Here is a 20370-nt window from a genome sequence, read left to right on the forward strand (position 1 = left end):
CTATAATACATCAATATAATTTCTGCTATCACTCCTACTATTAATACATTTGCTATGATAAAAAATATTATTTTTATTCTATTTGTTGAATACTGGGAATGCTTTTTACTTCTTTTAATATCACTATATAATACATAATCAACTAATAATAACGTTATAAATAATATAAATATGAGCAATATCACCCAACTAGGATTCATAATACATCTCCTTAATAATTTATCATATACCAATCTTTATTGATTTAGATTGGATATCTACTTATACATGTATGTCAAGCTGAAATTTTTGTAGTATTTTGAATTGTATGATTAATCATAACACCTATATGAGTTTTTTTCAATATATTACACTAAATTCCACAAGGGTATTACTTACAGTACAAACAAATCTTAACTATACTACAATATTTATTTGTATGATGTTTCATCATAGCTAATATAGCCCCTCCTAATAAATCTTTCTATTATTTCTTTATAAGTAATAATAGTGTATTTACTTTTGTTTTCCAATTCCATTTTCTAGCCATAAAAAATGACACCTCCAATATATTTTAATATTGAAAGTGTCATATATCTGTTTATTAAAAATTCATAATTACATATTTCTAGAGAATATCCTCAAAGCCTTGATATTACTACCTTTAATTGTTGTAGTAAAGACTTTCTGAGGAATACTCAGGATCACTTGTTATATCTATACCAAGCTTTCCAAAAGTCTGATCATCACTAGTGCTTAAAATAGTAGTTGAATGCGCTTGGCAGCCTCTAAGAAGAGAAAGTTTCTCCAATGCCACCTGTGCCATCGGATTTGTTGCAGCACATATGCTAAGTGCTATTAATACTTCCTCACAGTTTAATGCAGTATTTCTGCTACCTAAAGTTTTTGACTTTAGATTCATAATTGGTTCAAGTATTACAGGAGAAATAAGATGGATTTCATCAGAAATATTTGCAAGATGCTTAACAGCATTTAAAATCGCAGCAGCAGTTGCATCTAATAGATCTGAACTTTTACCTGTTAGTATGGTTCCGTCATTAAGTTCTATTGCAACCGCAGAGCAAATTTCATTTCTATCATTGCATTCCTTTAACTTTGCTTCGCGCACTCTTGCAGGTATAACAACCTTTCTATCTTCTGGCTTTAAGTTTAACTCTTCCATAATAAGTTTTACTCTTTGAAGTGTTTCCTTATTTACATATCCTTTTTTATACTCACAACCTGTTTTAAAATATCTTCTGATTATCTCCTGTCTTGAAGCTTCTTTAACTGCTTCATCATCAGTAATTCCAAAGCCTACTCTGTTAACTCCCATATCTGTCGGTGACTTATACACAGATTCTTCTCCGGTTATTTTTTCTATTATTCTCTTAAGCACAGGAAAAGTTTCAATGTCACGATTATAATTTACGGATATTTTGTTATAAGCATCAAAGTGGAATGAGTCAATCATATTTACATCTTCAAGATCTGCTGTTGCAGCTTCATAAGCAATATTTAATGGGTGTTTTAATGGAACATTCCATACTGGGAAGGTTTCGAATTTTGAATAACCTGCTGCTTTTCCTCTTCTATATTCGTGGTAAAGTTGGCTAAGACAAGTTGCTAGCTTTCCACTTCCTGGACCTGGGGCTGTTACAACAACGATAGGTTTTGTAGTCTCTATATAAGGATTTTTACCATACCCTTCATCACTAACGATTGTATCTACATCAGTAGGGTATCCCTTAGTTGCTCGGTGAGTATATACTTTTATACCTCTGCGCTCAAGCTTATTCATAAAAACAGTTGCTGATGGCTGCTCATCATATCTAGTAATTACAACACTATTTACATCAAGCTCGTAGGCTCTTAAATCGTCAATTAGTCTTAAAACGTCCATGTCATAAGTTATACCGAAGTCTCCTCTAATTTTGTTTCTTTCGATATCTCCTGCATAAACACAGATAATAACTTCAACTTTTTCTTTTAATTTATGTAATAACTTGATTTTTGCATTCTCATCAAATCCCGGTAAAACTCTTTTAGCATGAAGATCAAATAAAAGTTTTCCTCCAAATTCTAAGTACAGCTTATCATAATTATTTACTCTTTCTAAAATATACTTTGACTGCTCTTCTAAATACTTCTTGTGATCAAATCCTATCTTCATCTTTAACTCCTTTTACTATAAAATTTTTATATTTAACATATTATTACAATGATTAATATTTAACACTTATTTACGACTCTTTATTATTGCATAATTTTATGAAAAAGTAAATATTTTTTATAAAATTATTTTAGATCTAAAAAAACCAAGGACGATTCACTATTATTTTAATAATAGTAAATCGTCCTCTAGACATTATTCTGCCTGAGTTAAAAGTCTCTTCATAATATCTCTTAATTTTAGCTCCCCAAGACCCTCATGAGCTATTACCGCAATTAACTTTATATCTCCATACGATTCATCCAGTTTATAAGCTCTAATATCTAAAATAGCCTCTTCTGGTATATATTCTTCAATATCCGTTGCAAGATCTTCTGCTAATGTAAGGTATTCTTCAAATAGATCATCCTCATTACTTTGATCTACATTGTAGTCTTCTTCGTAATCTTCCTCCATCATATCTTTTAAAACATCTACACCAACACTTAGATTAAAAGCCAATATATCTTCTCTTTTTGACCCTTTACTCATATCCTTAATTACTTTAAATTCTGTATTTTCTTCAATAGTTTCTTTAATCTCTTTACTATCTATAACTTGATTTCCAAATGCTATGTACATTTTTAGCCTCCTCTATTTTATTTCTACAGTAACCCTCTTCATTTTTTGATCAGTTAAAGGCTTATCTTTTTCATCTCTTTTTGCATTAACTATTTTATCAACTTCATCCATACCTTCAATTACCTTTCCAAAAGCTGCATAGTCTCCATCCAAATGAGGACTATCCTTAACCATAATAAAGAATTGAGAACCAGCAGAATCTGGATCTTGGCTTCTAGCCATAGAAAGGACTCCCTTGCTATGTTTTAAATCGTTGTTAAAACCATTATTTTTGAACTCTCCCGGAATTGTGTATCCTGGTCCACCAGTACCAGTTCCTGTTGGATCCCCTCCCTGTATCATAAACTCTGGAATTACTCTATGAAATATTAATCCATCGTAAAAACCCTTTTGTACCAAGGCTATAAAGTTATCTACAGTCTTAGGAGCTGTATCCGGGTATAATTCTGCTTTAATTATTGCTCCATTCTCCATTTGAATACTAACAACTGGTTTTTTACCGCTATACTGGCTTTTATAATTACTGTTTTCTTTCTTATCACTTGTACCTGTGTTAGGAGCTTTTGAACACCCAGCTATTGATATAGCAAGTATAATCATGATAAGAGTGGTTAACTTTTTCTTTAGATTTACGAATTTCATACTCTGCATCCTCCTTAAATTACGCATTAATAAATCTATAAGTATGTTACCAAAATATGTTTTCAAGTTCAATATATCTCATAACATATTCTTTCAATCTATAAATTATATTTTGCTACCACTTCTCTATTAGTTTATATATATATGTTAATTTTTATGAAGGTATAAAAACTCATAATAGTCATATATTAAACTTAATTGTCAGTTACTAGTTGATGATTTCAACTTATCTATTATATAATTGAAAGGAAAGGATGTAATATAATGCAATTTTTTATTACTGCCTACGATGCAACAGATAACGGTGCACTAGATAGACGTCTAGCAGCTCGTGATGAACATCTAAAGCTCACTGACAAATTATTTAGGGAAGGTAAACACTTATATGCTGCTGCTATACTAGATGATAATGAAAAAATGATTGGATCAGTAATTATATCTGAGTTTGCCTCAAGAACTGAGCTGGATGAATACTTAAAAATAGAACCCTATGTTAAACAGAATGTTTGGGAGAAAATTGATATTAAGACTTGCAAGGTTGGTCCAATGTTTATGGAACTATATAAAAAAAATTAACAGCACCTTCAACTTTGGGCTAAATTATAATATCCGTTGACCTGTCCCCTTAGCAATTATATAATAACCTCTCTATCTTTAATCTTTGACGGAGAGGCTATTATTGCAATTGGTAAATTTGTAAAAAATCCATCTTCTAAATATTATTTCATTTAATTCTTCTAAAATCACTTTTTACGAAAATATAACAAAATTCTGCACTGTAAAGCACCCTTTAGTATGAATCTTTATAGCCTATGGATTAAATTAGAAGGATGAGATCAAATATTTCAGAATTGTTCTCTAGAGATTTGTCTACTTTCTAATTTCATATAATTTAAATATAGCTTTTGCTATTACTATTACTTTTTGCTTTAATGTCTGAACGTGAAGTCATCTCTTTCACAATATCTAGATAAGATTGAGATACTTCTGGACATACGCCTAATATAGTATCTACAACATAATCAATGTTAGTATCATCTACTTTTTTGGCATTTACTCCCTCATCCATTGTCGTAGTCTCATTTCCTAGGGAACTATATATAGTACTTACAACTGGTGCCTGCATTACATAATCATTTTCCATAGCTTTTTCTGAAAAATATAACACTCCGTCGTCAACTATTAACTGCCCATAAGAGTATTCTTTTTGTTCCTTATCTTCATTAGAACCATACATTGTATGTTCTACATGTTTGATATCTACCTTATTATAATCTTCTTTTCTTGTTAAAACGGATCTTAAGTTTAAATCTAATAATCTTTCCTTCATATGTTCAGAGAAGTCTTCTCCTAATTCAGAAATAAACTGTTTTACAGATATTGTTTTTTTCATTTTATAAATTTTTCTTACCACAACTATTCTCCTTTTAAATTATTTGAAACAAGGTTATATAAAATTATATTTATAATCTTATAATTAGATAAAAAACCACCTTTGTTAAGGTGGCAAAACATTTGATGTCTATAATATCTATATATTAAAATATTAAAGATTACTTTTATAGTTTTACTACATTAGATGCTTGAGGGCCTCTAGGACCTTTCTCTACATCAAATTGAACCTTTTGACCTTCTTCAAGGTTTTTTCTTCCTTCGTTTCCTTGTATAGCTGAGAAATGAACAAAAACATCATCTTCTCCTTCTACTTCAATAAATCCAAATCCTTTTTCTGAATTAAACCATTTTACTGTTCCTGTCTTCATTGTATTTCCTCCTAAAATAAAATATTCACTGATATCTCTTCTTATGTTAACAGTGTTTTCTTCTAATGTTAACTAGTATAACACAATAATGTAAAGTTAACAAAATTTTTTAAAAAATAATTTATTATTGTGCGTCGTAAACTACGTTGTAAATCTATTGTTTGCATTAATGAAAAATTTAATACTATAAAAATACAAAAATTTATTTTTTGCTCATAAAAAGATGGAGATTGTCTCTCAGCTAAGTGGTAAATTCTTTAGTCAGCATATAGTCACATAGGTTCCTGTTATCTTACTATTATATTATCATAATTTATAAAACCAAGTGGATTTAATCTTAATCCTAAAATACCTTTTCTGTGGCCTACTGCAACTTTAGGATGGTATAGAAAAATCCAAGGCATGTCTTTTATTATAATTTGCTGAATCTCTCTGTAAAGTTGAAGTTTTTTATTAGGATTTATTAAGGCTTTAGCTTCCTCAAGTTTTTCTATTACTAAAGGATTATTATATCTAGAGAGATTAGCTACATTTGCTGGATTAAATATCGGTTGAAGGAAATTATCCGGATCTCCTGAATCTGCTATCCATCTTCCTATGCACAAATCGCATTTCTTAATACTTTCCGGATTTAGATATTCTGAAACCGGAACTTTAATAAGCTTACAGGAAATTCCTAGAGCAGCTAAGTCTTCAATAATATAATTAGTTATTTTATTAAAAAGTATATCCTCACTAGTATCTCTATACAAAATGCTAATAGTATTACCTTGGGCATTGTTTTTTCTCAATAATTCCTCTGCAAGACCAGGATTATAAGAAATTTCGGTAAGATATGAGTTATCTATGATTGAAGGTGGAATCGGCCCTTTAGCCTCCTCTCCCATATCTCCAAGGAGCTCAGTTATTATTCTCTTTTTATTTACAGCTAAATTTAAGGCTTTTCTTAGTTCAACATTAGATGCAAATATTGATCTTGAGTCCAAATTAAATCCAGCATAATAGGTTCCCATTACTACCTTTGTATTCATGCATAACATATCTTGATTTTTTATCTTGTCAATATCCTCTTTACTATCTATAAGAGCAAAGTCATAATCTCCATCTATAATGCGCTCTGCAAGTTTTTCCTTACTGAATTTAATAACTATTTTATCTATGTAAGGTGCTCCGTTAAAGTAGTCCTTAAAAGCTGTTAATACACACTCCTCTTCATCTCTCTTTGCTAAAATAAAAGCTCCACAGCCTACTATATTTCCTTTTTTCAATTCCTCTTTGTCCATAACAGCACAAAAACTCTGTCCAAGATTTAGAAGAAATCCACTGTAAGGCTTTGATAACTTTATAGAAATACAGTAATTATTTAAAATTTTTATACCACTTACAGAAGAGCAACTGCCATTTCTAAACTCTCTTGCTCCCTCAATATCCTCCAGTGTCCAACTATTAGGTGAATTAAGTTCAGGGCTCAATAGTCTTTCATAGCAGTACTTAACATCTTCTGCTAATATCTCTTTACCATTATGGAATCTTGCCCCTTTACGTAAATTAAATACCCATGTAAGATTATCGTCCTCCACATACCAGCTCTTAGCAATTCCAGGTGAAATATCACCAGATTCACCTATAAGAAGAATTCCTGAATGTAAATTTGAAAATAAATGTATCAATTCAGAATCATAGGATATAGATGGATCGTATCTATCTGGCTGTGAACCTATACAAGTTCTAAGCACTATATCTTCCTGTATCTGTGCATCCATACTGTTTAATAGATCCTTAGTAGTAACTTTTAAGTCCTCTGATACATTATATAATGATGCCAGTGAAGTTTTAGTGTACTGGGTGCTAAGAGAAGCACTTTCAACTACAAACATCAATTTCTCAGAGGTATTATTCATGTCATCAGTAGAATCTATTACTCCTTCAAGGCTTTTAGTTTGAGTAGCAACTGCTGAAGCAATTTCTTCCATTACATTGTTGCCCTCGTTTACTGCTTCTGTTATTTTTCCAAAAACCTCTAGAGTATTGCCTGCTATATCAGATCCTTTTTTTACTTTTTCTATAGTCTCATCCATTGCTGTTATAGTGCTTTTTATACTGTCATTAATTTCACTAATAGTGTTGGATATATAAGTAACTGATTCCATACTTCTTTGAGCTAATTTTTTAACCTCTGAAGCTACAACAGCAAAGCCTCTCCCAGCTTCTCCAGCTCTTGCGGCCTCAATAGATGCATTTAATGCTAACAAATTTGTATTATTAGCAATGTCTTTTATGACATCTAACATGCTGTGTATATCAGTAGCTTTATTGCTAAGAGTATTTACTACAGTTTTTGAGTAAGTAACCGAGCTCTGTATATCTTCCATCGCACCTATAGATTCATTTACAGCGTCACTTCCTTTTCTTGATACCTCTAGGGTTTGGGAGTAAAGCTGTTTTGAACTATCTATGCTCGCAGAAACTTCCTCTGCTAAAGCAGAATAAGTGTTGATTTGGTCTATAACTTTGTTTATAGAGCCAAACTGGACTTCAATATATTGTGAAATACTATTAATAGTTAATATAAGGTTTTCTACTACAAAACTAGTTTCGTTAATTTTATTACTAATTTTGTCTACGATGCACTCTTCATTACGCACTAGTAGTCCAAGGTTATTATTATATATTTCTTCTTTATCCTTAGTTTCTTCTATTGCTTTTGTTTTTCTAAATGTAAACATAGAACATCCCCCACAGTTAGTCATATAATCTAATAATCTAAATATTATTATGCCATGTAAATTTTGTAAAAAAACCTGTTGTCAAAATAACTTTGTCAACAGGTCAGAATAAATTATAAAAAGACTACAGTGAATTCACAGTATCAAGTGCAACTTCAATCATCTTTGTGAAAGTTGTTTGTCTTTCTTCTGCTGTAGTAATTTCTCCAGTTACTATGTGGTCACTTACTGTAAGTATAGTAAGTGCATCAACTCCATACTTAGCTGCCAAAGTATAAAGTCCAGCAGCTTCCATTTCAACTGCTAAACATCCAAAATTAGCCCACTGTTTCCAGTCCTCAGGATTGTCATGGTAGAAAGTATCCGAGCTAAAAATATTACCTACTTTTGGATCAAAGCCTTTTTCTACTGCTATATCGTAAGCTTTTTTTAATAATTTAAAGCTTGCCGTAGGAGCAAAATCTCTTCCGTTAAATCTTATTTTATTTATATTAGAATCAGTAGATGCTGCTGATCCTATAACTATATCCCTAACCTTAACAGATTCTTGGAAGGAACCACAAGTTCCAACTCTTATAAGGTTTTTAACTCCATAACTTTGAATTAACTCATTAACATAAATAGATATAGATGGTATTCCCATACCAGTTCCTTGAACTGAAACTCTTTTACCTTTATAAGTTCCTGTAAATCCATACATTCCTCTTACTTCGTTATAACATATAACATCTTCAAGAAAGTTTTCTGCTATAAACTTAGCTCTTAGTGGATCTCCTGGCAGTAATATACTCTCTGCTATTTGATTTTCTTTTGCATTAATGTGAACACTCATTTTGTTACCTCCTGTTATTTTAATTAGTTAAGTCTCTGCTTTTCCAAAAAGATAAATCTTCTTTTTGCAGTAAATATACTATAAAAAATATTACTACTGCTAATGAAGCAGTAATAAGGTATAGCACATAAAAGGTTTCTGAATAACTATGTCCTAAGTTTCTGTAAACTTCTATAAATTTCCCCCAGGTAAAGGATAGGAAAAATCCTGCTGCAAACCTTACTGAGGTATATAAGGACATTTTTTGTGATGCATTTGATACTACAGCCCTAGATAGATAAATATTTAATGTTGTAAAACCTATTCCCACAAATAATGTTATAATAAGTAAGCTTATTACAGATATACCGAAAGAAATTTGCATAGCTAATAAAACAGAACCTAGTAAAAATACCACTAACAATATGTTTCTTATATCTATAAAAGAAAGTCTTTTAAGAAGTATTACCGGTACAATTGTCCCTACTGCGATTAAGATTTGCTCTAGAGATATTAAAAATCCAGTTCTATTTACTGCTGCAAATATCTCCATATAATAAGCTAAAAACACTTGAGAAGATGCAAATACCATTTGAGTTCCGAAAATCATAAATAACAAGCTTATATACGCTTTTTTACTCTCTCCTGCCCCAGTTGTCACTAAATCTTCCCTTTCTTCTAAAACTACTTCTTTAATCTTTAGTAAAACAAATATCCACACCATAACTCCTAAAGCTATTGGTATAAGTAAGAATACTTGAGGTGAATTTAGAAAATATCCTGCAAGAATTGCTGCAATCAGCCCTCCTATAGCAGAACCTGTTTCAATAAGACTTGCTCCTATTTTACTATCCTTTTCTTCCTTCATCACAGCTTTATTAATAGATAAAAGAATAGGAAAAAAAGTAGCTTCTCCTATGCCCTCTATAAATCTACCAAAGACAAATAAGCCATAGCTCAATATCTTAATAGCTAAAAGCTCTATACATATCCCAGCTACCCACAAAAACAAACAAAATAGCAAAAGTTTTTTTGCCCCTATTTTTTTTATTACCTTTCCCACTAGAGGAGAAAATAATATCATGGTTAAATATCCTATATTAGGTAGCCAAGCTATTTTAGAAACAGTTACTCCAAAAGTTTCCTGAAGATTAGGAAACATCGGTAGAAACATAACAACACCAAATACTACTAAAAAGGCTACAAAAAATTCTACCACAAAATAATCTTTTTTGCTACTTAATTCCATAAATACCTCCAAAATTTCTATAAAATTCGCATAGTATATACTATTTTTAAAGAGTTCTTAATTTTATATTACTTTACTTATTCCTACACTATCTTTTGTATAAATTGTCGATATAATTCCTTTTCTTCAAAAATATATCGGAATAATTATAGCACAATTTAATTTTCTTTGTGTATGATAGTTATATGCTTATCTTTTTTTAATTTTCTCACATACAAGTACTTATTTTGTTTTAATTTTCACTAGGACTATACATAAAATTAAGATGGTTTACTTTAATTTAGGTAAATCATTAAGTTTTCACAATATTTTACTTACAGTTAACATTTTACAAAAGAAATGGTTATTTTTTAACAAATCATAGATATCAACGCTTTTTCTAATAATAAAATGCTGAAAAAAGAAAAACGATTTTTATATAATTATCAAAAAACTTACTAGAATTTTCTGATAATTCATGTTAACATATTAACATAATAGTTGTTAAATATAATACAAAGCTGTTAATTATTTATTTAATATAAATTTGACTTAATAAATAATGTATTTATTTAGATAAAAGAAAAACTTACTTTCCATTATGTTATTAATTATATAAGGAGTGTGTATGTATGAAGGAGAATAACGTTTTGCTAAAGGAAACAATTTCTGTTGATATTAAACCTGGCGAATTTTTAATGATCATAAATAATAAAAAGAAATTATCTATTAACAGCAAAGTTACTTTCAAAGGTGAAAATATAATAACAATAGCAACAAATCATTCTAAGAAGGTGAATAATACCTTCATGTCTTTAATAAAGGCATATTTGACTTCCTTAAACCCTATACGCTCTATTGGAAAGCAATGCCTTGAGGTTATTTCTCAGCATAGCGGGTTGTCCCTAAATGAATCTGAGGTGAAGCTGAAAGAAATATTAGGCAATTTACTTTGTCCTAATACTGAGATTCTACTAAAAAGCTTGCCATATAAGTTAGAAGCTTATGAAAAGCAAAGACTTATGCTCGCATTAGCCTTTTTAATCAAACCACAACTCATAGTTTTAGATGATAGTATTTTTGATGCAGAACCAAAAGCAAAAAACTATATATTAGAACAAATAGAAGAGCTAAAAAAGGAAAATTGCAGCTTTATATTAATATCAAAGAAACTCCAATCTGTAGTTAGCTGTGTGGAGAACATCGCTATTATGTATAAAGGAACTATTGTTGAATACGGTAAAAAAGACTTAATTTTATCTGACCCTATGCATCCTCATACTAGATGTTTCTTAAATTACAGGAGTTTTCTTAGCCTCTCAGAAAAATCAGCAGAGGTTACTCATTATGTAAAAGGTATCAATAACCTACCTAGAACTGGCTGCTCTTTCTGTCTAAAATGTAAGGAAGCATCCTATGACTGTATATATATCTCCCCTAAAATAAAAACTATAGGTAACGAAAGACAGGTAATTTGTGCTCTCGGAAACTAATAATAAAAAATATGTAGACAAATTTTATCTTGTCTACATATTTTTATTAAAAATTATATTTCTAAGCATTACTTTTATTTTACCTTTGAAATAGAAGAATATACCTTTCCATTTTTAACGCTCACACTCAATTTAACAGGGTAACTATTGGTATTTTTAAACTTTAAATCCTTGTACCCATAGCTAACTGCTGCATCTCTACCTCTGGGAACATAAGAAACTTCTCCACTATGAGAATGTCTTTCTATAATTTCTAAACCTGATTTTTCAGCTGCGTTATACAAGGTGCTACTTAATTGGCATATGCCACCACCTACACCTTCATCTCCCTTTCCATTTACTAAAATTCTGGACTTTTTATATCCATTTTCATAATTTCTCTTCCCTACTGCCTCATTAAATGAAAAGGTTTCTCCCGGCTTAAGTATATACCCATTAATTTTTTGAGCTGCAAGTCTTATGTTACTAACTCTATTACTTTCACTATCTAGTATAGTTGTGTTGAAACTTGCTAAAACTCTACTTTCTTCCGTTATCTTTTTAGGTGATTCTTTTTTTGGCGCTGGTTTTGGTGCTTCCTTTGGTGTTTCCTTCGGTTCTGTTTTAGGTGCTGGAGGCTGCTGTGAAGATGGAGGCTCAGTCTTTGTCTGTGCCTGCTGTTTACTTTCCCTTATTGGTGTATTATTTTTATTTTCTAATTGCCCTTGAGGAGTAACCGACTGATTATTTTTACACCCAGATAAAGATACAAGAAAAAATAAAGTTAAAAGTATTGTATTAAATTTATTATTACGCAAATATTATCACCTCCATAGATAATATTTGCGTATTTGTTTGATATAATACTTAATATTAATGAATAAATACTATTTTACTAATTTTATTATATTACATAATATCAAAATTCTTTTTAATATCTATTATTCTCCATTTACCTTCCTCTTCACTAATTAGTAAAGTTGCATTCCAGGTGTAAACTTCATCTTGCGAAGTTACAGCCTTAAAAACTATATTATATTCCCAGGTTGATTCATTTACTTTTTTTTCTTTTACCTCATAGCTATCAACCCAAGGACTTGAAGTTCCAGTTACCCAGCTTCCTTTGTTTTCTGCTGCAGCCTTAAATTTTTCTTTTAGTGGCTTATTTAATGCAGCATACTGAAATACTCCATTTCTTTTTTTAACTCCCTCAGCCCAAAGAAAAGCAGCAGATTTAGAAGTTTCTGGAGAACAATACTGTGCAAATTCTTCAAATAACTTAACTCTTTCTTCAAGAGAGATCTTTCTAGTATCATATAAATCCACCTTATTTTGATCCTTGTTATAAAATATATTAAAGTAAAAATCTCTCTTTAGTCCATCTTCGGATACATATATTTTATTTCTATCCATAATATATTCTCCATTATTTTCTACTTCTCTATCTTCAACAGTTACGCTAAGAGTATTTTTGGCATAAACAAAACCCACAGTAAATGACAGCATAAAGCAGATAAGTGATAATACTATTTTTTTCATATTAGCACCCCTTTTAAAATATAGGTTATTTTTTATATTTTGCCACATATATGAAAATTTAGTAGTATTAATTTGTATATTTACTGTAAATTTTTAAATTATTTAAATAAAATTTTATTAATATATTTTAATTGCACTATTCCTCTTTTTTAATTTTACGCCTTTCCCATAAACCGCTAAAATTAATACTGCCCCTAGCTTATCTTTTCTAACCTTCCTGTAATATTTCTATACTCCTCGTCGTTTAGTATTTTATTTGTATTTTTATAAATCTCCTCGCCTACAAGGTTTTTCTTGATAACTATTTCCTGCATTATGTTAGATTTACATCTTTCGCAATACCCAACTCCAACAAATCTCCATTTTAAAACTCTTAGTGGATACTCAAAATTCACTTCCCTTTTGCATCTTGGACAGCGAAATTCTGTCTTACCCTCTTCTAACTTAAAATTTTCATCTATTCTAAGAACTACTGCAGGCATTTGATTAATGTCTTCAACTATATAATTCTTAACAGCTCTACTATTAAAGCATCTTCTAAAAACCTCTGCAGTATATACGGAATCATTTAAAGCGTCGTGAAGCTTATTTTCGTCCACCTTTACCCTAAACCTATCTAATGCTCTTCTTAAGCTAATAGAGTTATTCAAAGCCAATACTTTAGTACAGTACTCCTGAATATCTAAATAAGAGCTAATCCATTCTATGCTTCCATATTTATAATAGTTTGCATTTCTTATAAGTTCCACTACGTCATCCTTAGCCCAAGAGCAAAGAATACTATCTTCTCCTATAAAACTACGAAGCTTGTCTATTGCTTCTAAAAAAGGAATTCCTTCCTTCAAATCTTCTTCACCTATACCTGTAATTTCTTTTACTTTGGGATTAATTATAGGAAATATAGTTGGTTTAATATATAATTTTAAGGTTTCTAATGTTCTAAGCTGCCCATCTAATTTTACCGCTCCAATTTCTATAATTTCATTAGGACACTCTTCTGCTTTATCCAAAATCTTACCATACTCAGTGTAAAAATTAGGATAACACTCTTCTATGTCTCTTAAGTTATTGAATTCCATATCAACAATAATATACTGCATCGCCTTTACTCTTCCCCTCTAACTTTTCGCTTAATTTTTCTTTATTACTATATTGTATCAGATTTGTGTTCCTATTTTTAGTATAAAGAAAATAAAATTAAAATTAAATTAGAAAAGTAAATTAAAATGACTTTTTTAAGTACAATTCTTCAAATTTATACTTAAAAAAGTCATCTTAAATACTAAGAATGCCTGAACTTACAATGTTAAGAAGGAATTTCTTCCATATAATAACCTATCTACCTTCCATACAATTTGGTAATTTTGTTTATCTTTTTAGCCAAACTATCATTTAAAACATCTTTCTTTACTCTCCACTGCCAATTTCCTTCCAGAGTTGATGGAGTGTTCATTCTAGCCTCACTACCCAAGCCTAAGTAATCCTGCATCTGTATTATTGCAAGATTGCCAGTGGAACTTAAAGCACCTCTTATAAATCCCCAATGATAGCCTTCCTTTTTGTTCAATTTCAAATATCTTCTAGCAAAATCTACATGACTTTTTTGTGCACTATCAAACCAACCTATAACAGTTTCATTATCATGGGTTCCAGTATAAACTACACAGTTCTTATCATAATTATGAGGAAGATGTTCATTTTTCTCACTATCGTCAAAGGCAAATTCCAGCACCTTCATTCCTGGATATCCTAAAACTATTCTAAAATCTATAACTTCCTTAGTTAAATATCCTAAATCTTCAACTATTATATCCATTTCCCCTAAAACCTGTTTCATTGCATAAAAAAGATTTATTCCCGGTCCCTTCACCCATTTTCCATTTACGGCAGTGTCATCACCATATGGAATCTGCCAAAAGGATTCAAAACCTCTAAAGTGGTCTATTCTAGTTACATCATAGAGTTTAGTATTACCTTTCATCCTTCCTATCCACCACTTATAATTAGTTTCTTCAAGGTATCTCCAATTGTATATAGGGTTTCCCCATAATTGTCCTGTAGCTGAAAAAGCATCTGGCGGGCAACCTGCAACTGCAATTGGCATCTTATCTTCATCTAAAAGAAATACTTCATTATTTGCCCAAGTATCTACACTATCTTCTGCTACATATATTGGAATATCTCCAATTATTTTAACATTCTTTTCATTGGCATAATTTTTTAAAGCCATCCACTGTTTAAAAAACTGGTATTGTAAAAATATCCAGTAATCTATTTCTTCTTTTAATTCTTTCTTATACCGTACCAATGCCTGTTCTTTTCTTAGCTTAATATCTTCATCCCATTGTTGCCATGGCTTTGAATCAAAGTTCTCTTTTACAGCCATGTAAAGAGCATAATCTTCTAACCACTCCTTATTCTCACCTCTAAATTTTGCTATTTGATTTTCATATTTTCCTTTACTATTTTCGAAGGCAAGCCTTAAAATAGGCATCTTATTTTTAAATATTTTCTTATAGTCTACTCTGTCCTCATTATCTCCAAAGTCTATCTTTTCATAGTCCTCTTTTTTAAGTAATTCATCTTCCTTCAATAAATTTAGATCTATAAAATATGGATTGCCTGCAAAGGTTGAGAAGGATTGGTAAGGTGAATGTCCCGCCCCTGTTGGACCTAAAGGCAATACCTGCCAGTATCCTTGTCCTGATTTTACTAGGAAATCTACAAATTTATATGCTTCTTTCCCAAAGGTTCCTATGCCGTATGGACTTGATAAAGATGTAATATGCATTAAAATCCCGCTACTTCTTGTAAGCATCTTCCTTCTTCTCCTTTATTCTTGCTTTACATGAATTGACTTCTGGCTAATGGCTTAGTCCTATATCATCCCCAGTAATTCTAAGCTGAACCTTAATATATCTTCTATCTATCCTAGTGACAACTACACTATAATAATACTCTGTCATTATGTGCTCTATGACCTCACTATATTTTTCTTCGAAAAGATATAGTGGTTCCTTGTTTTTATTTATTAATTCATATCGCCCATTTATCTTTTTTATCAGTAAGTTATCCCATTCCCTTACCTTAAAATTTTTATTAGGTATATTAAACAATAGTCCTCTTAATTTTAAAACTTCTATCAATGAATTGTATACTTCATCATATTTGTTATTTTCTTCTTTAAATTTTTCTCTAGTTTTTATCAGTTCATCGAATTTTAATGATTCCTTTTTTATCTTCAAGGATAAATCTTTTATTTTATTTTCTACTTTGGCTATTCCTTGTTTCTTAAAATTATTATACTTGTTCATAAACTTTGATAGAACTTTTTCTCTTTTTTTCATAGTTTTCTCCTTGTATTAGATAACATAATCATTATAAAATAATGTTATAGGGGTTGTTAAATATGAATAATTTATATGAATTGATATTAAAGTATACAAAAATACTAAAAAAATTTACATTGTCTGCTATAGATTATATTAAAATCTTTTTTAAAAGTAAAAAATACATAGATGATACCTATTGTGAAGTAGAGCAAAATAAATTAAACCAAATTCACCAGCTAGAACTACAGCTTAAAATTATAAGAAGTAAAAATTTAAAGTTAGAAAAGGAGCTTTCCAATATGACACACTCTATAAATAAGAAAAGGAAACTGATTGAAGGTCTTCAGGATTTAATTACAAGAAGGACAGAATAATTCTTAGACTCTGCCCTCTTTTTTTACATTAGTTCTCCTTCTTCCTTCAAACATTTTTTTAAAGCTTACATTGTGAGCCAGCTTTCTATTTTTATCTTTTGTTCTCACTCTTCTTTATGTTCATGTCTATGGTGAACGTCTGGAGTATGTTCATGACAATGAGATATTTCGTTATGTGTATGTACATGAGAATGCCACTTACTACGATTTAATTCCTCCATTGGATGACTATGATTATGATGCTCATCACTATGACAGTGTCTGTGCTCATGAGTTTCAAAGCTGTGAAAATGTTCATGAATGTGACTTTCTTTTAATAACAATATAGTTCCTAATATCATTATTGAAAATCCTATTATAAAATTATACTCTATGTTCTCTTTGAACACTATAAAGGATAAGATAGTGCCTATAAAAGGTGCTGTTGCAAAAAAAGCACTTGTTCTAGCACTACCGAGACCTCTAAGCGCTAATACAAATAACACAATGCTAAAGCCATAACTGAAACAACCGAGGATCATAGCTAGAAATATAGTTTTGAAGCTAGGCATAGGATTTTTCAATAAAAGGGCAAGAAAAAGTGAGAATATACCTGCTGAAAAACCCTTTATAGTAACTATAGAAAAAGGATTCTTTAGAGATATCTTACCTGTAAAATTATTGTCCATTCCCCAACAAAAACAAGCAGCTACTATTCCTAATGAACCTGGGGAAATTCCCCATTGATTACTAAAATCCCACGATAACACTATGCTAGATAGCGTTATTATAAGGATTGCTGTCCATATTCTTTTTCCTATGCTCTCCTTAAATAATGCTGCTGCAATCAGTGTAGTGGCAACCCCCTCAAAGTTTAGTAGAAGGGAAGCAGTAGACGCAGGTGTTGATTGAAGACTGTTCATAAGTATTATGGGAGCAAATACTCCTCCAAAAGACACTGCGCCCAAAAGCCAAGGTATATCTTTTTTTCTTAAAGGTGCCTCCTGTTCACTTCTTTTGTTTAAAACACCTTCAATTTGTTTAAATATAAAAATCCCCAGACCACTACCAATATATAGAAAAGCTGCCATAGGAATTGGCTCTATTTTACCTAAAAGCAGCTTAGAAATTGGCGCGCTAGAACCAAATAACGCTGCTGCTAAAAGTATCTGAATTACTGATTTTTGCCTATCCATTTATATCACCCCATCATAATTCCTTTTTAGTTATATAATACCAAATATACTGAAATCCTTCACTATTTTTATAAGGTTTTACAGAATTTAAAGATATAGAAATTATTTACTACTATAAAAAACTCAGATAAAGGCTAAATATAGTTATTATTTAACCTTTATCTGAGTTTTTAAGTGTCAAGAATTATCTTTCTCTATCTACCTTTTCTAATTAGGTATCCTCTGTAAACTTACTTTAATCCACTTTCTATTATGTCATGTAAAATTTCTGCTAAGTTCTTTTTGTCTTCTTCAGAAAGATTTTCTAAATAAATAGGCTTATGAATCATCATTTTAACGGAATGTCCTCTTACCTGATTTCCTACTTCTAATACTCTATAAGTTCCGTCAATTGTTATTGGAACTATAGGCACCTTTGCTTTAAGTGCTAATTTCATACTACCCTTCTTAAACTCACCCATTTCAGACTTTAAACTTCTTGTTCCCTCTGGAAAAATAATCATGGACCATCCTTTTTTTAAATTTTCTACTCCCTGGTTAATAGCCTTCATTCCTTCTCTAATATTCTGTCTGTCAATATACACAGAATCTATTTGCTTTAGCCAACTTCCAATCAGAGGAATTTTTTCAATCTCTTTTTTTGCAATAAACCCTGACAACTTGTCTATGCCTGCAAGTAAAAGAAAAGCATCAAAAATAGCTTGATGGTTGCTGACAAAAAGACAAGGTCCTTCCGGAATATTTTCTTTTCCTTCTATTAACGTAGTTGTTTTAGATTTTTTCAAAACATGATTTGATATGCTTTGTAACTTTCTATAGGCATATTCCTTTGCTAGTTCCGGTGATTTCTTTCTGATAAAAAATAATTTAGTTCTACCTACTATAGTAGTTAATAGTAGGTAGATTGAAAAATAAGTATACCAAAATAGTTTAATCATTTTCTATTCTCCTTTTTAATATAATTTCTGATAAGCTTTCCTTAGTATTTAATTCAGGCCTTTCTAGAATCTTTTCCAGAAGCATATTTAAAGTAGTTCCTACCTCTTTCCCCTCTTTTATTCCTAAATTCATTAAATCACCACCATTAACCGCCAAATCCTTTATAGTTAAAGGCTGTTTTTCATTAAGTATTATCTCGCACTTTTCCCTAAGATCTAGGATTTTACTGGTATCTTGAGATCTTTTTGCAGAACCTTTTACATCCGCTATTTGAAGCTGAAACAAATCCTCCAAATTTTCCTCTCCAACTCTATTTATAAATCTCTTAATTGCGGGAAGCTTTATCTTATCAAATTTACTCATATGTTCAAATACAAGCAAAGAAACCTTATTGATAGTTTTGTTATCAAACCTCAATCTTTTAAGTACTTTCCTGCTAATTTGAGCACTTACTTCATTGTGACCATAAAAATGTCCCTGCTTATCTTCTCCTATAGTAAAACATTTAGGCTTTCCTATATCATGAAGCAATGCCGCTAGTCTTAGTTCTAACTTATTAGGAACATTATCTAGTACCGCTAAAGTATGATTAAACACATCCTTATCATGGTGTTTATTGTGCTGCTCAAAGTCTATAGTAGGATTTAATTCTGGTATAATGTACTGCAGCAGTCCACTTTCCTTTAAAGCTATTATCCCATCAACTGGTTCATCAGAGACTAAAATTTTAGAAAGTTCCTCTCTAATTCGTTCCTGACTTATATTTTTTATAAGCTCTGCGTTTCTCTTAATGCTAATAAACAAATCTTTAGTATCTAGTTGGAAACCTAGTTGTGAGGAAAATCTAACAGCCCTTAACATTCTCAATGCATCTTCGTTAAATCTGTCTTCAGCCTTTCCAACAGTTTTAATTATTTTGTTATTTAAATCCTCAGTGCCGCCAAAGTAATCAATTAATCCACTATCCTCGTTATAAGCCATTGCATTGACTGTGAAATCTCTTCTTGATAAATCCTCCTTTATGGAGGTAGTATAGCTTACATAATCAGGATGTCTATTATCAGAATAGCCACCCTCAATTCTAAAGGTTGTCACTTCATAACCAATTTTATTTATAACAATTGTTACTGTTCCATGCTTTAATCCTGTTTCTACAACCCTAAAGCCCCTAGCTTTAAATATTTCCATGGTCTTTTCCGGAAGTGAATCTGTAGTTATGTCCCAGTCCTTGGGATGTTTTTTTAGTAAACTATCTCTTACACATCCACCTACAATGTAGCCTTTATAACCTTCCCCTTTTAGTGTGTCTATTATAATTTTTACACCCTGCGGCATCAAAATATTAATCTTCTCCATTTACATTTTACTCTCCTTTTTATACTAGCTTATTCTATAAATATGGGCTAAACATTCTTTTATTTAGAGAAAAAATTTTTTCCTTATTGATATATCTCCATATTATCACCTAACTTAACATAAAAAAACAGACTTTAAGCCTGTTTTTAAAGTTTCCTTTAGTGTATTATTAAACACTATATCTTCCCCTTGTTCCATATAGAATAATTATATCACAGAGTAATGAAAAATATTATACCT

At 30.7% G+C, this 20370-nt stretch carries 19 protein-coding genes; 3 read left to right on the forward strand and 16 right to left on the reverse strand.

Features of this window, described 5'->3' with window-relative positions:
* Nucleotides 1–643: 643 nt before the first annotated feature.
* The 3 genes from P8V03_RS04955 to P8V03_RS04965 all read right to left on the reverse strand — a co-directional run bounded on the left by P8V03_RS04955 (nucleotide 644) and on the right by P8V03_RS04965 (nucleotide 3247).
* Nucleotides 644–2152 carry a DUF1846 domain-containing protein gene (locus P8V03_RS04955; RefSeq protein ID WP_261673485.1) on the reverse strand — a complete coding sequence of 503 codons (1509 nt, stop codon included), beginning with the start codon at nucleotides 2150–2152 and terminating at the stop codon, nucleotides 644–646.
* Between the two features lie 195 nt (nucleotides 2153–2347).
* The gene (locus tag P8V03_RS04960; RefSeq protein WP_318797001.1) at nucleotides 2348–2773 is read right to left on the reverse strand and encodes a hypothetical protein; all 426 of its coding nucleotides are present in this window, start codon (nucleotides 2771–2773) and stop codon (nucleotides 2348–2350) included.
* A 12-nt stretch (nucleotides 2774–2785) separates the two neighbouring features.
* Nucleotides 2786–3247, reverse strand: a complete 462-nt coding sequence (locus P8V03_RS04965) for a peptidylprolyl isomerase (RefSeq protein ID WP_318797105.1) — start codon at nucleotides 3245–3247, stop codon at nucleotides 2786–2788.
* Nucleotides 3248–3679: 432 nt separating this feature from the next.
* Here P8V03_RS04965 and P8V03_RS04970 point away from each other — a divergent pair, with 432 nt between their 5' ends.
* Complete coding sequence (locus P8V03_RS04970) at nucleotides 3680–3991, forward strand: YciI family protein (RefSeq protein WP_261672182.1); 312 nt, start codon at nucleotides 3680–3682, stop codon at nucleotides 3989–3991.
* A gap of 316 nt (nucleotides 3992–4307) precedes the next feature.
* Here P8V03_RS04970 and P8V03_RS04975 read toward each other — a convergent pair whose 3' ends face one another.
* The 5 genes from P8V03_RS04975 to P8V03_RS04995 all read right to left on the reverse strand — a co-directional run bounded on the left by P8V03_RS04975 (nucleotide 4308) and on the right by P8V03_RS04995 (nucleotide 9964).
* The gene (locus P8V03_RS04975) at nucleotides 4308–4808 is read right to left on the reverse strand and encodes a hypothetical protein (RefSeq protein ID WP_261672187.1); all 501 of its coding nucleotides are present in this window, start codon (nucleotides 4806–4808) and stop codon (nucleotides 4308–4310) included.
* A gap of 166 nt (nucleotides 4809–4974) precedes the next feature.
* Nucleotides 4975–5178: a cold-shock protein gene (locus P8V03_RS04980; RefSeq protein ID WP_261672181.1), complete on the reverse strand. Its 204-nt coding sequence runs from the start codon at nucleotides 5176–5178 to the stop codon at nucleotides 4975–4977.
* Nucleotides 5179–5465: 287 nt separating this feature from the next.
* The gene (locus P8V03_RS04985) at nucleotides 5466–7904 is read right to left on the reverse strand and encodes an ABC transporter substrate-binding protein (protein ID WP_318797002.1); all 2439 of its coding nucleotides are present in this window, start codon (nucleotides 7902–7904) and stop codon (nucleotides 5466–5468) included.
* A 124-nt stretch (nucleotides 7905–8028) separates the two neighbouring features.
* A complete protein-coding gene (gene deoD, locus P8V03_RS04990) occupies nucleotides 8029–8736 on the reverse strand; it encodes a purine-nucleoside phosphorylase (RefSeq protein ID WP_261672179.1) in 708 nt (235 codons plus the stop codon).
* 19 nt (nucleotides 8737–8755) lie between these two features.
* Nucleotides 8756–9964 (reverse strand): MFS transporter, encoded by a 1209-nt coding sequence (locus P8V03_RS04995; RefSeq protein WP_318797003.1) that lies wholly within the window; start codon nucleotides 9962–9964, stop codon nucleotides 8756–8758.
* 611 nt (nucleotides 9965–10575) lie between these two features.
* Here P8V03_RS04995 and P8V03_RS05000 point away from each other — a divergent pair.
* Entirely contained in the window at nucleotides 10576–11436 is an 861-nt protein-coding gene (locus tag P8V03_RS05000; protein ID WP_318797004.1) for an ABC transporter ATP-binding protein, read from the forward strand.
* Nucleotides 11437–11510: 74 nt separating this feature from the next.
* On the opposite strand, the gene P8V03_RS05005 is transcribed toward P8V03_RS05000, so the two are convergent.
* From P8V03_RS05005 to P8V03_RS05025, 5 genes are all read right to left on the reverse strand, one after another.
* Nucleotides 11511–12233 (reverse strand): VanW family protein, encoded by a 723-nt coding sequence (locus P8V03_RS05005; RefSeq protein ID WP_318797005.1) that lies wholly within the window; start codon nucleotides 12231–12233, stop codon nucleotides 11511–11513.
* A 91-nt stretch (nucleotides 12234–12324) separates the two neighbouring features.
* A complete protein-coding gene (locus P8V03_RS05010; protein ID WP_318797006.1) occupies nucleotides 12325–12954 on the reverse strand; it encodes a hypothetical protein in 630 nt (209 codons plus the stop codon).
* Between the two features lie 194 nt (nucleotides 12955–13148).
* Nucleotides 13149–14054, reverse strand: coding sequence for a 3'-5' exonuclease (locus P8V03_RS05015; protein WP_318797007.1), 906 nt, complete (start codon nucleotides 14052–14054; stop codon nucleotides 13149–13151).
* A gap of 239 nt (nucleotides 14055–14293) precedes the next feature.
* The gene (malQ, locus tag P8V03_RS05020) at nucleotides 14294–15772 is read right to left on the reverse strand and encodes a 4-alpha-glucanotransferase (RefSeq protein ID WP_318797008.1); all 1479 of its coding nucleotides are present in this window, start codon (nucleotides 15770–15772) and stop codon (nucleotides 14294–14296) included.
* A 46-nt stretch (nucleotides 15773–15818) separates the two neighbouring features.
* Nucleotides 15819–16301 (reverse strand): hypothetical protein, encoded by a 483-nt coding sequence (locus P8V03_RS05025; protein WP_318797009.1) that lies wholly within the window; start codon nucleotides 16299–16301, stop codon nucleotides 15819–15821.
* 62 nt (nucleotides 16302–16363) lie between these two features.
* On the opposite strand from P8V03_RS05025, the gene P8V03_RS05030 reads away from it, so the two are divergent.
* Nucleotides 16364–16660, forward strand: a complete 297-nt coding sequence (locus tag P8V03_RS05030; RefSeq protein WP_318797010.1) for a hypothetical protein — start codon at nucleotides 16364–16366, stop codon at nucleotides 16658–16660.
* Nucleotides 16661–16764: 104 nt separating this feature from the next.
* Here P8V03_RS05030 and P8V03_RS05035 read toward each other — a convergent pair whose 3' ends face one another.
* The 3 genes from P8V03_RS05035 to P8V03_RS05045 all read right to left on the reverse strand — a co-directional run bounded on the left by P8V03_RS05035 (nucleotide 16765) and on the right by P8V03_RS05045 (nucleotide 20130).
* A complete protein-coding gene (locus tag P8V03_RS05035) occupies nucleotides 16765–17835 on the reverse strand; it encodes a DMT family transporter (protein WP_318797011.1) in 1071 nt (356 codons plus the stop codon).
* A 230-nt stretch (nucleotides 17836–18065) separates the two neighbouring features.
* A complete protein-coding gene (locus P8V03_RS05040; RefSeq protein ID WP_261672166.1) occupies nucleotides 18066–18773 on the reverse strand; it encodes a lysophospholipid acyltransferase family protein in 708 nt (235 codons plus the stop codon).
* Nucleotides 18766–20130 carry a CCA tRNA nucleotidyltransferase gene (locus P8V03_RS05045; RefSeq protein ID WP_318797012.1) on the reverse strand — a complete coding sequence of 455 codons (1365 nt, stop codon included), beginning with the start codon at nucleotides 20128–20130 and terminating at the stop codon, nucleotides 18766–18768. Before P8V03_RS05045 ends, P8V03_RS05040 begins: the two co-directional genes overlap by 8 nt.
* Between the last annotated feature and the right edge of the window lie 240 nt (nucleotides 20131–20370).

This window comes from Clostridium tanneri, from assembly GCF_033659955.1.
Lineage (GTDB): Bacteria > Bacillota > Clostridia > Clostridiales > Clostridiaceae > Clostridium_AM > Clostridium_AM tanneri.

Coding starts and splice junctions, on each gene's coding strand:
- P8V03_RS04960 (WP_318797001.1), bottom strand. CDS start 2,773: ATGTACATAGCATTTGGAAATCAAGTTATAGATAGTAAAGAGATTAAA.
- P8V03_RS05015 (WP_318797007.1), bottom strand. CDS start 14,054: ATGCAGTATATTATTGTTGATATGGAATTCAATAACTTAAGAGACATA.
- P8V03_RS05010 (WP_318797006.1), bottom strand. CDS start 12,954: ATGAAAAAAATAGTATTATCACTTATCTGCTTTATGCTGTCATTTACT.
- P8V03_RS04980 (WP_261672181.1), bottom strand. CDS start 5,178: ATGAAGACAGGAACAGTAAAATGGTTTAATTCAGAAAAAGGATTTGGA.
- P8V03_RS05025 (WP_318797009.1), bottom strand. CDS start 16,301: ATGAAAAAAAGAGAAAAAGTTCTATCAAAGTTTATGAACAAGTATAAT.
- P8V03_RS04985 (WP_318797002.1), bottom strand. CDS start 7,904: ATGTTTACATTTAGAAAAACAAAAGCAATAGAAGAAACTAAGGATAAA.
- P8V03_RS04970 (WP_261672182.1), top strand. CDS start 3,680: ATGCAATTTTTTATTACTGCCTACGATGCAACAGATAACGGTGCACTA.
- P8V03_RS04975 (WP_261672187.1), bottom strand. CDS start 4,808: ATGAAAAAAACAATATCTGTAAAACAGTTTATTTCTGAATTAGGAGAA.
- P8V03_RS05000 (WP_318797004.1), top strand. CDS start 10,576: ATGAAGGAGAATAACGTTTTGCTAAAGGAAACAATTTCTGTTGATATT.
- deoD (WP_261672179.1), bottom strand. CDS start 8,736: ATGAGTGTTCACATTAATGCAAAAGAAAATCAAATAGCAGAGAGTATA.
- P8V03_RS04955 (WP_261673485.1), bottom strand. CDS start 2,152: ATGAAGATAGGATTTGATCACAAGAAGTATTTAGAAGAGCAGTCAAAG.
- P8V03_RS04965 (WP_318797105.1), bottom strand. CDS start 3,247: ATGGAGAATGGAGCAATAATTAAAGCAGAATTATACCCGGATACAGCT.
- P8V03_RS05030 (WP_318797010.1), top strand. CDS start 16,364: ATGAATAATTTATATGAATTGATATTAAAGTATACAAAAATACTAAAA.
- P8V03_RS05045 (WP_318797012.1), bottom strand. CDS start 20,130: ATGGAGAAGATTAATATTTTGATGCCGCAGGGTGTAAAAATTATAATA.
- malQ (WP_318797008.1), bottom strand. CDS start 15,772: ATGCTTACAAGAAGTAGCGGGATTTTAATGCATATTACATCTTTATCA.
- P8V03_RS04995 (WP_318797003.1), bottom strand. CDS start 9,964: ATGGAATTAAGTAGCAAAAAAGATTATTTTGTGGTAGAATTTTTTGTA.
- P8V03_RS05040 (WP_261672166.1), bottom strand. CDS start 18,773: ATGATTAAACTATTTTGGTATACTTATTTTTCAATCTACCTACTATTA.
- P8V03_RS05035 (WP_318797011.1), bottom strand. CDS start 17,835: ATGGATAGGCAAAAATCAGTAATTCAGATACTTTTAGCAGCAGCGTTA.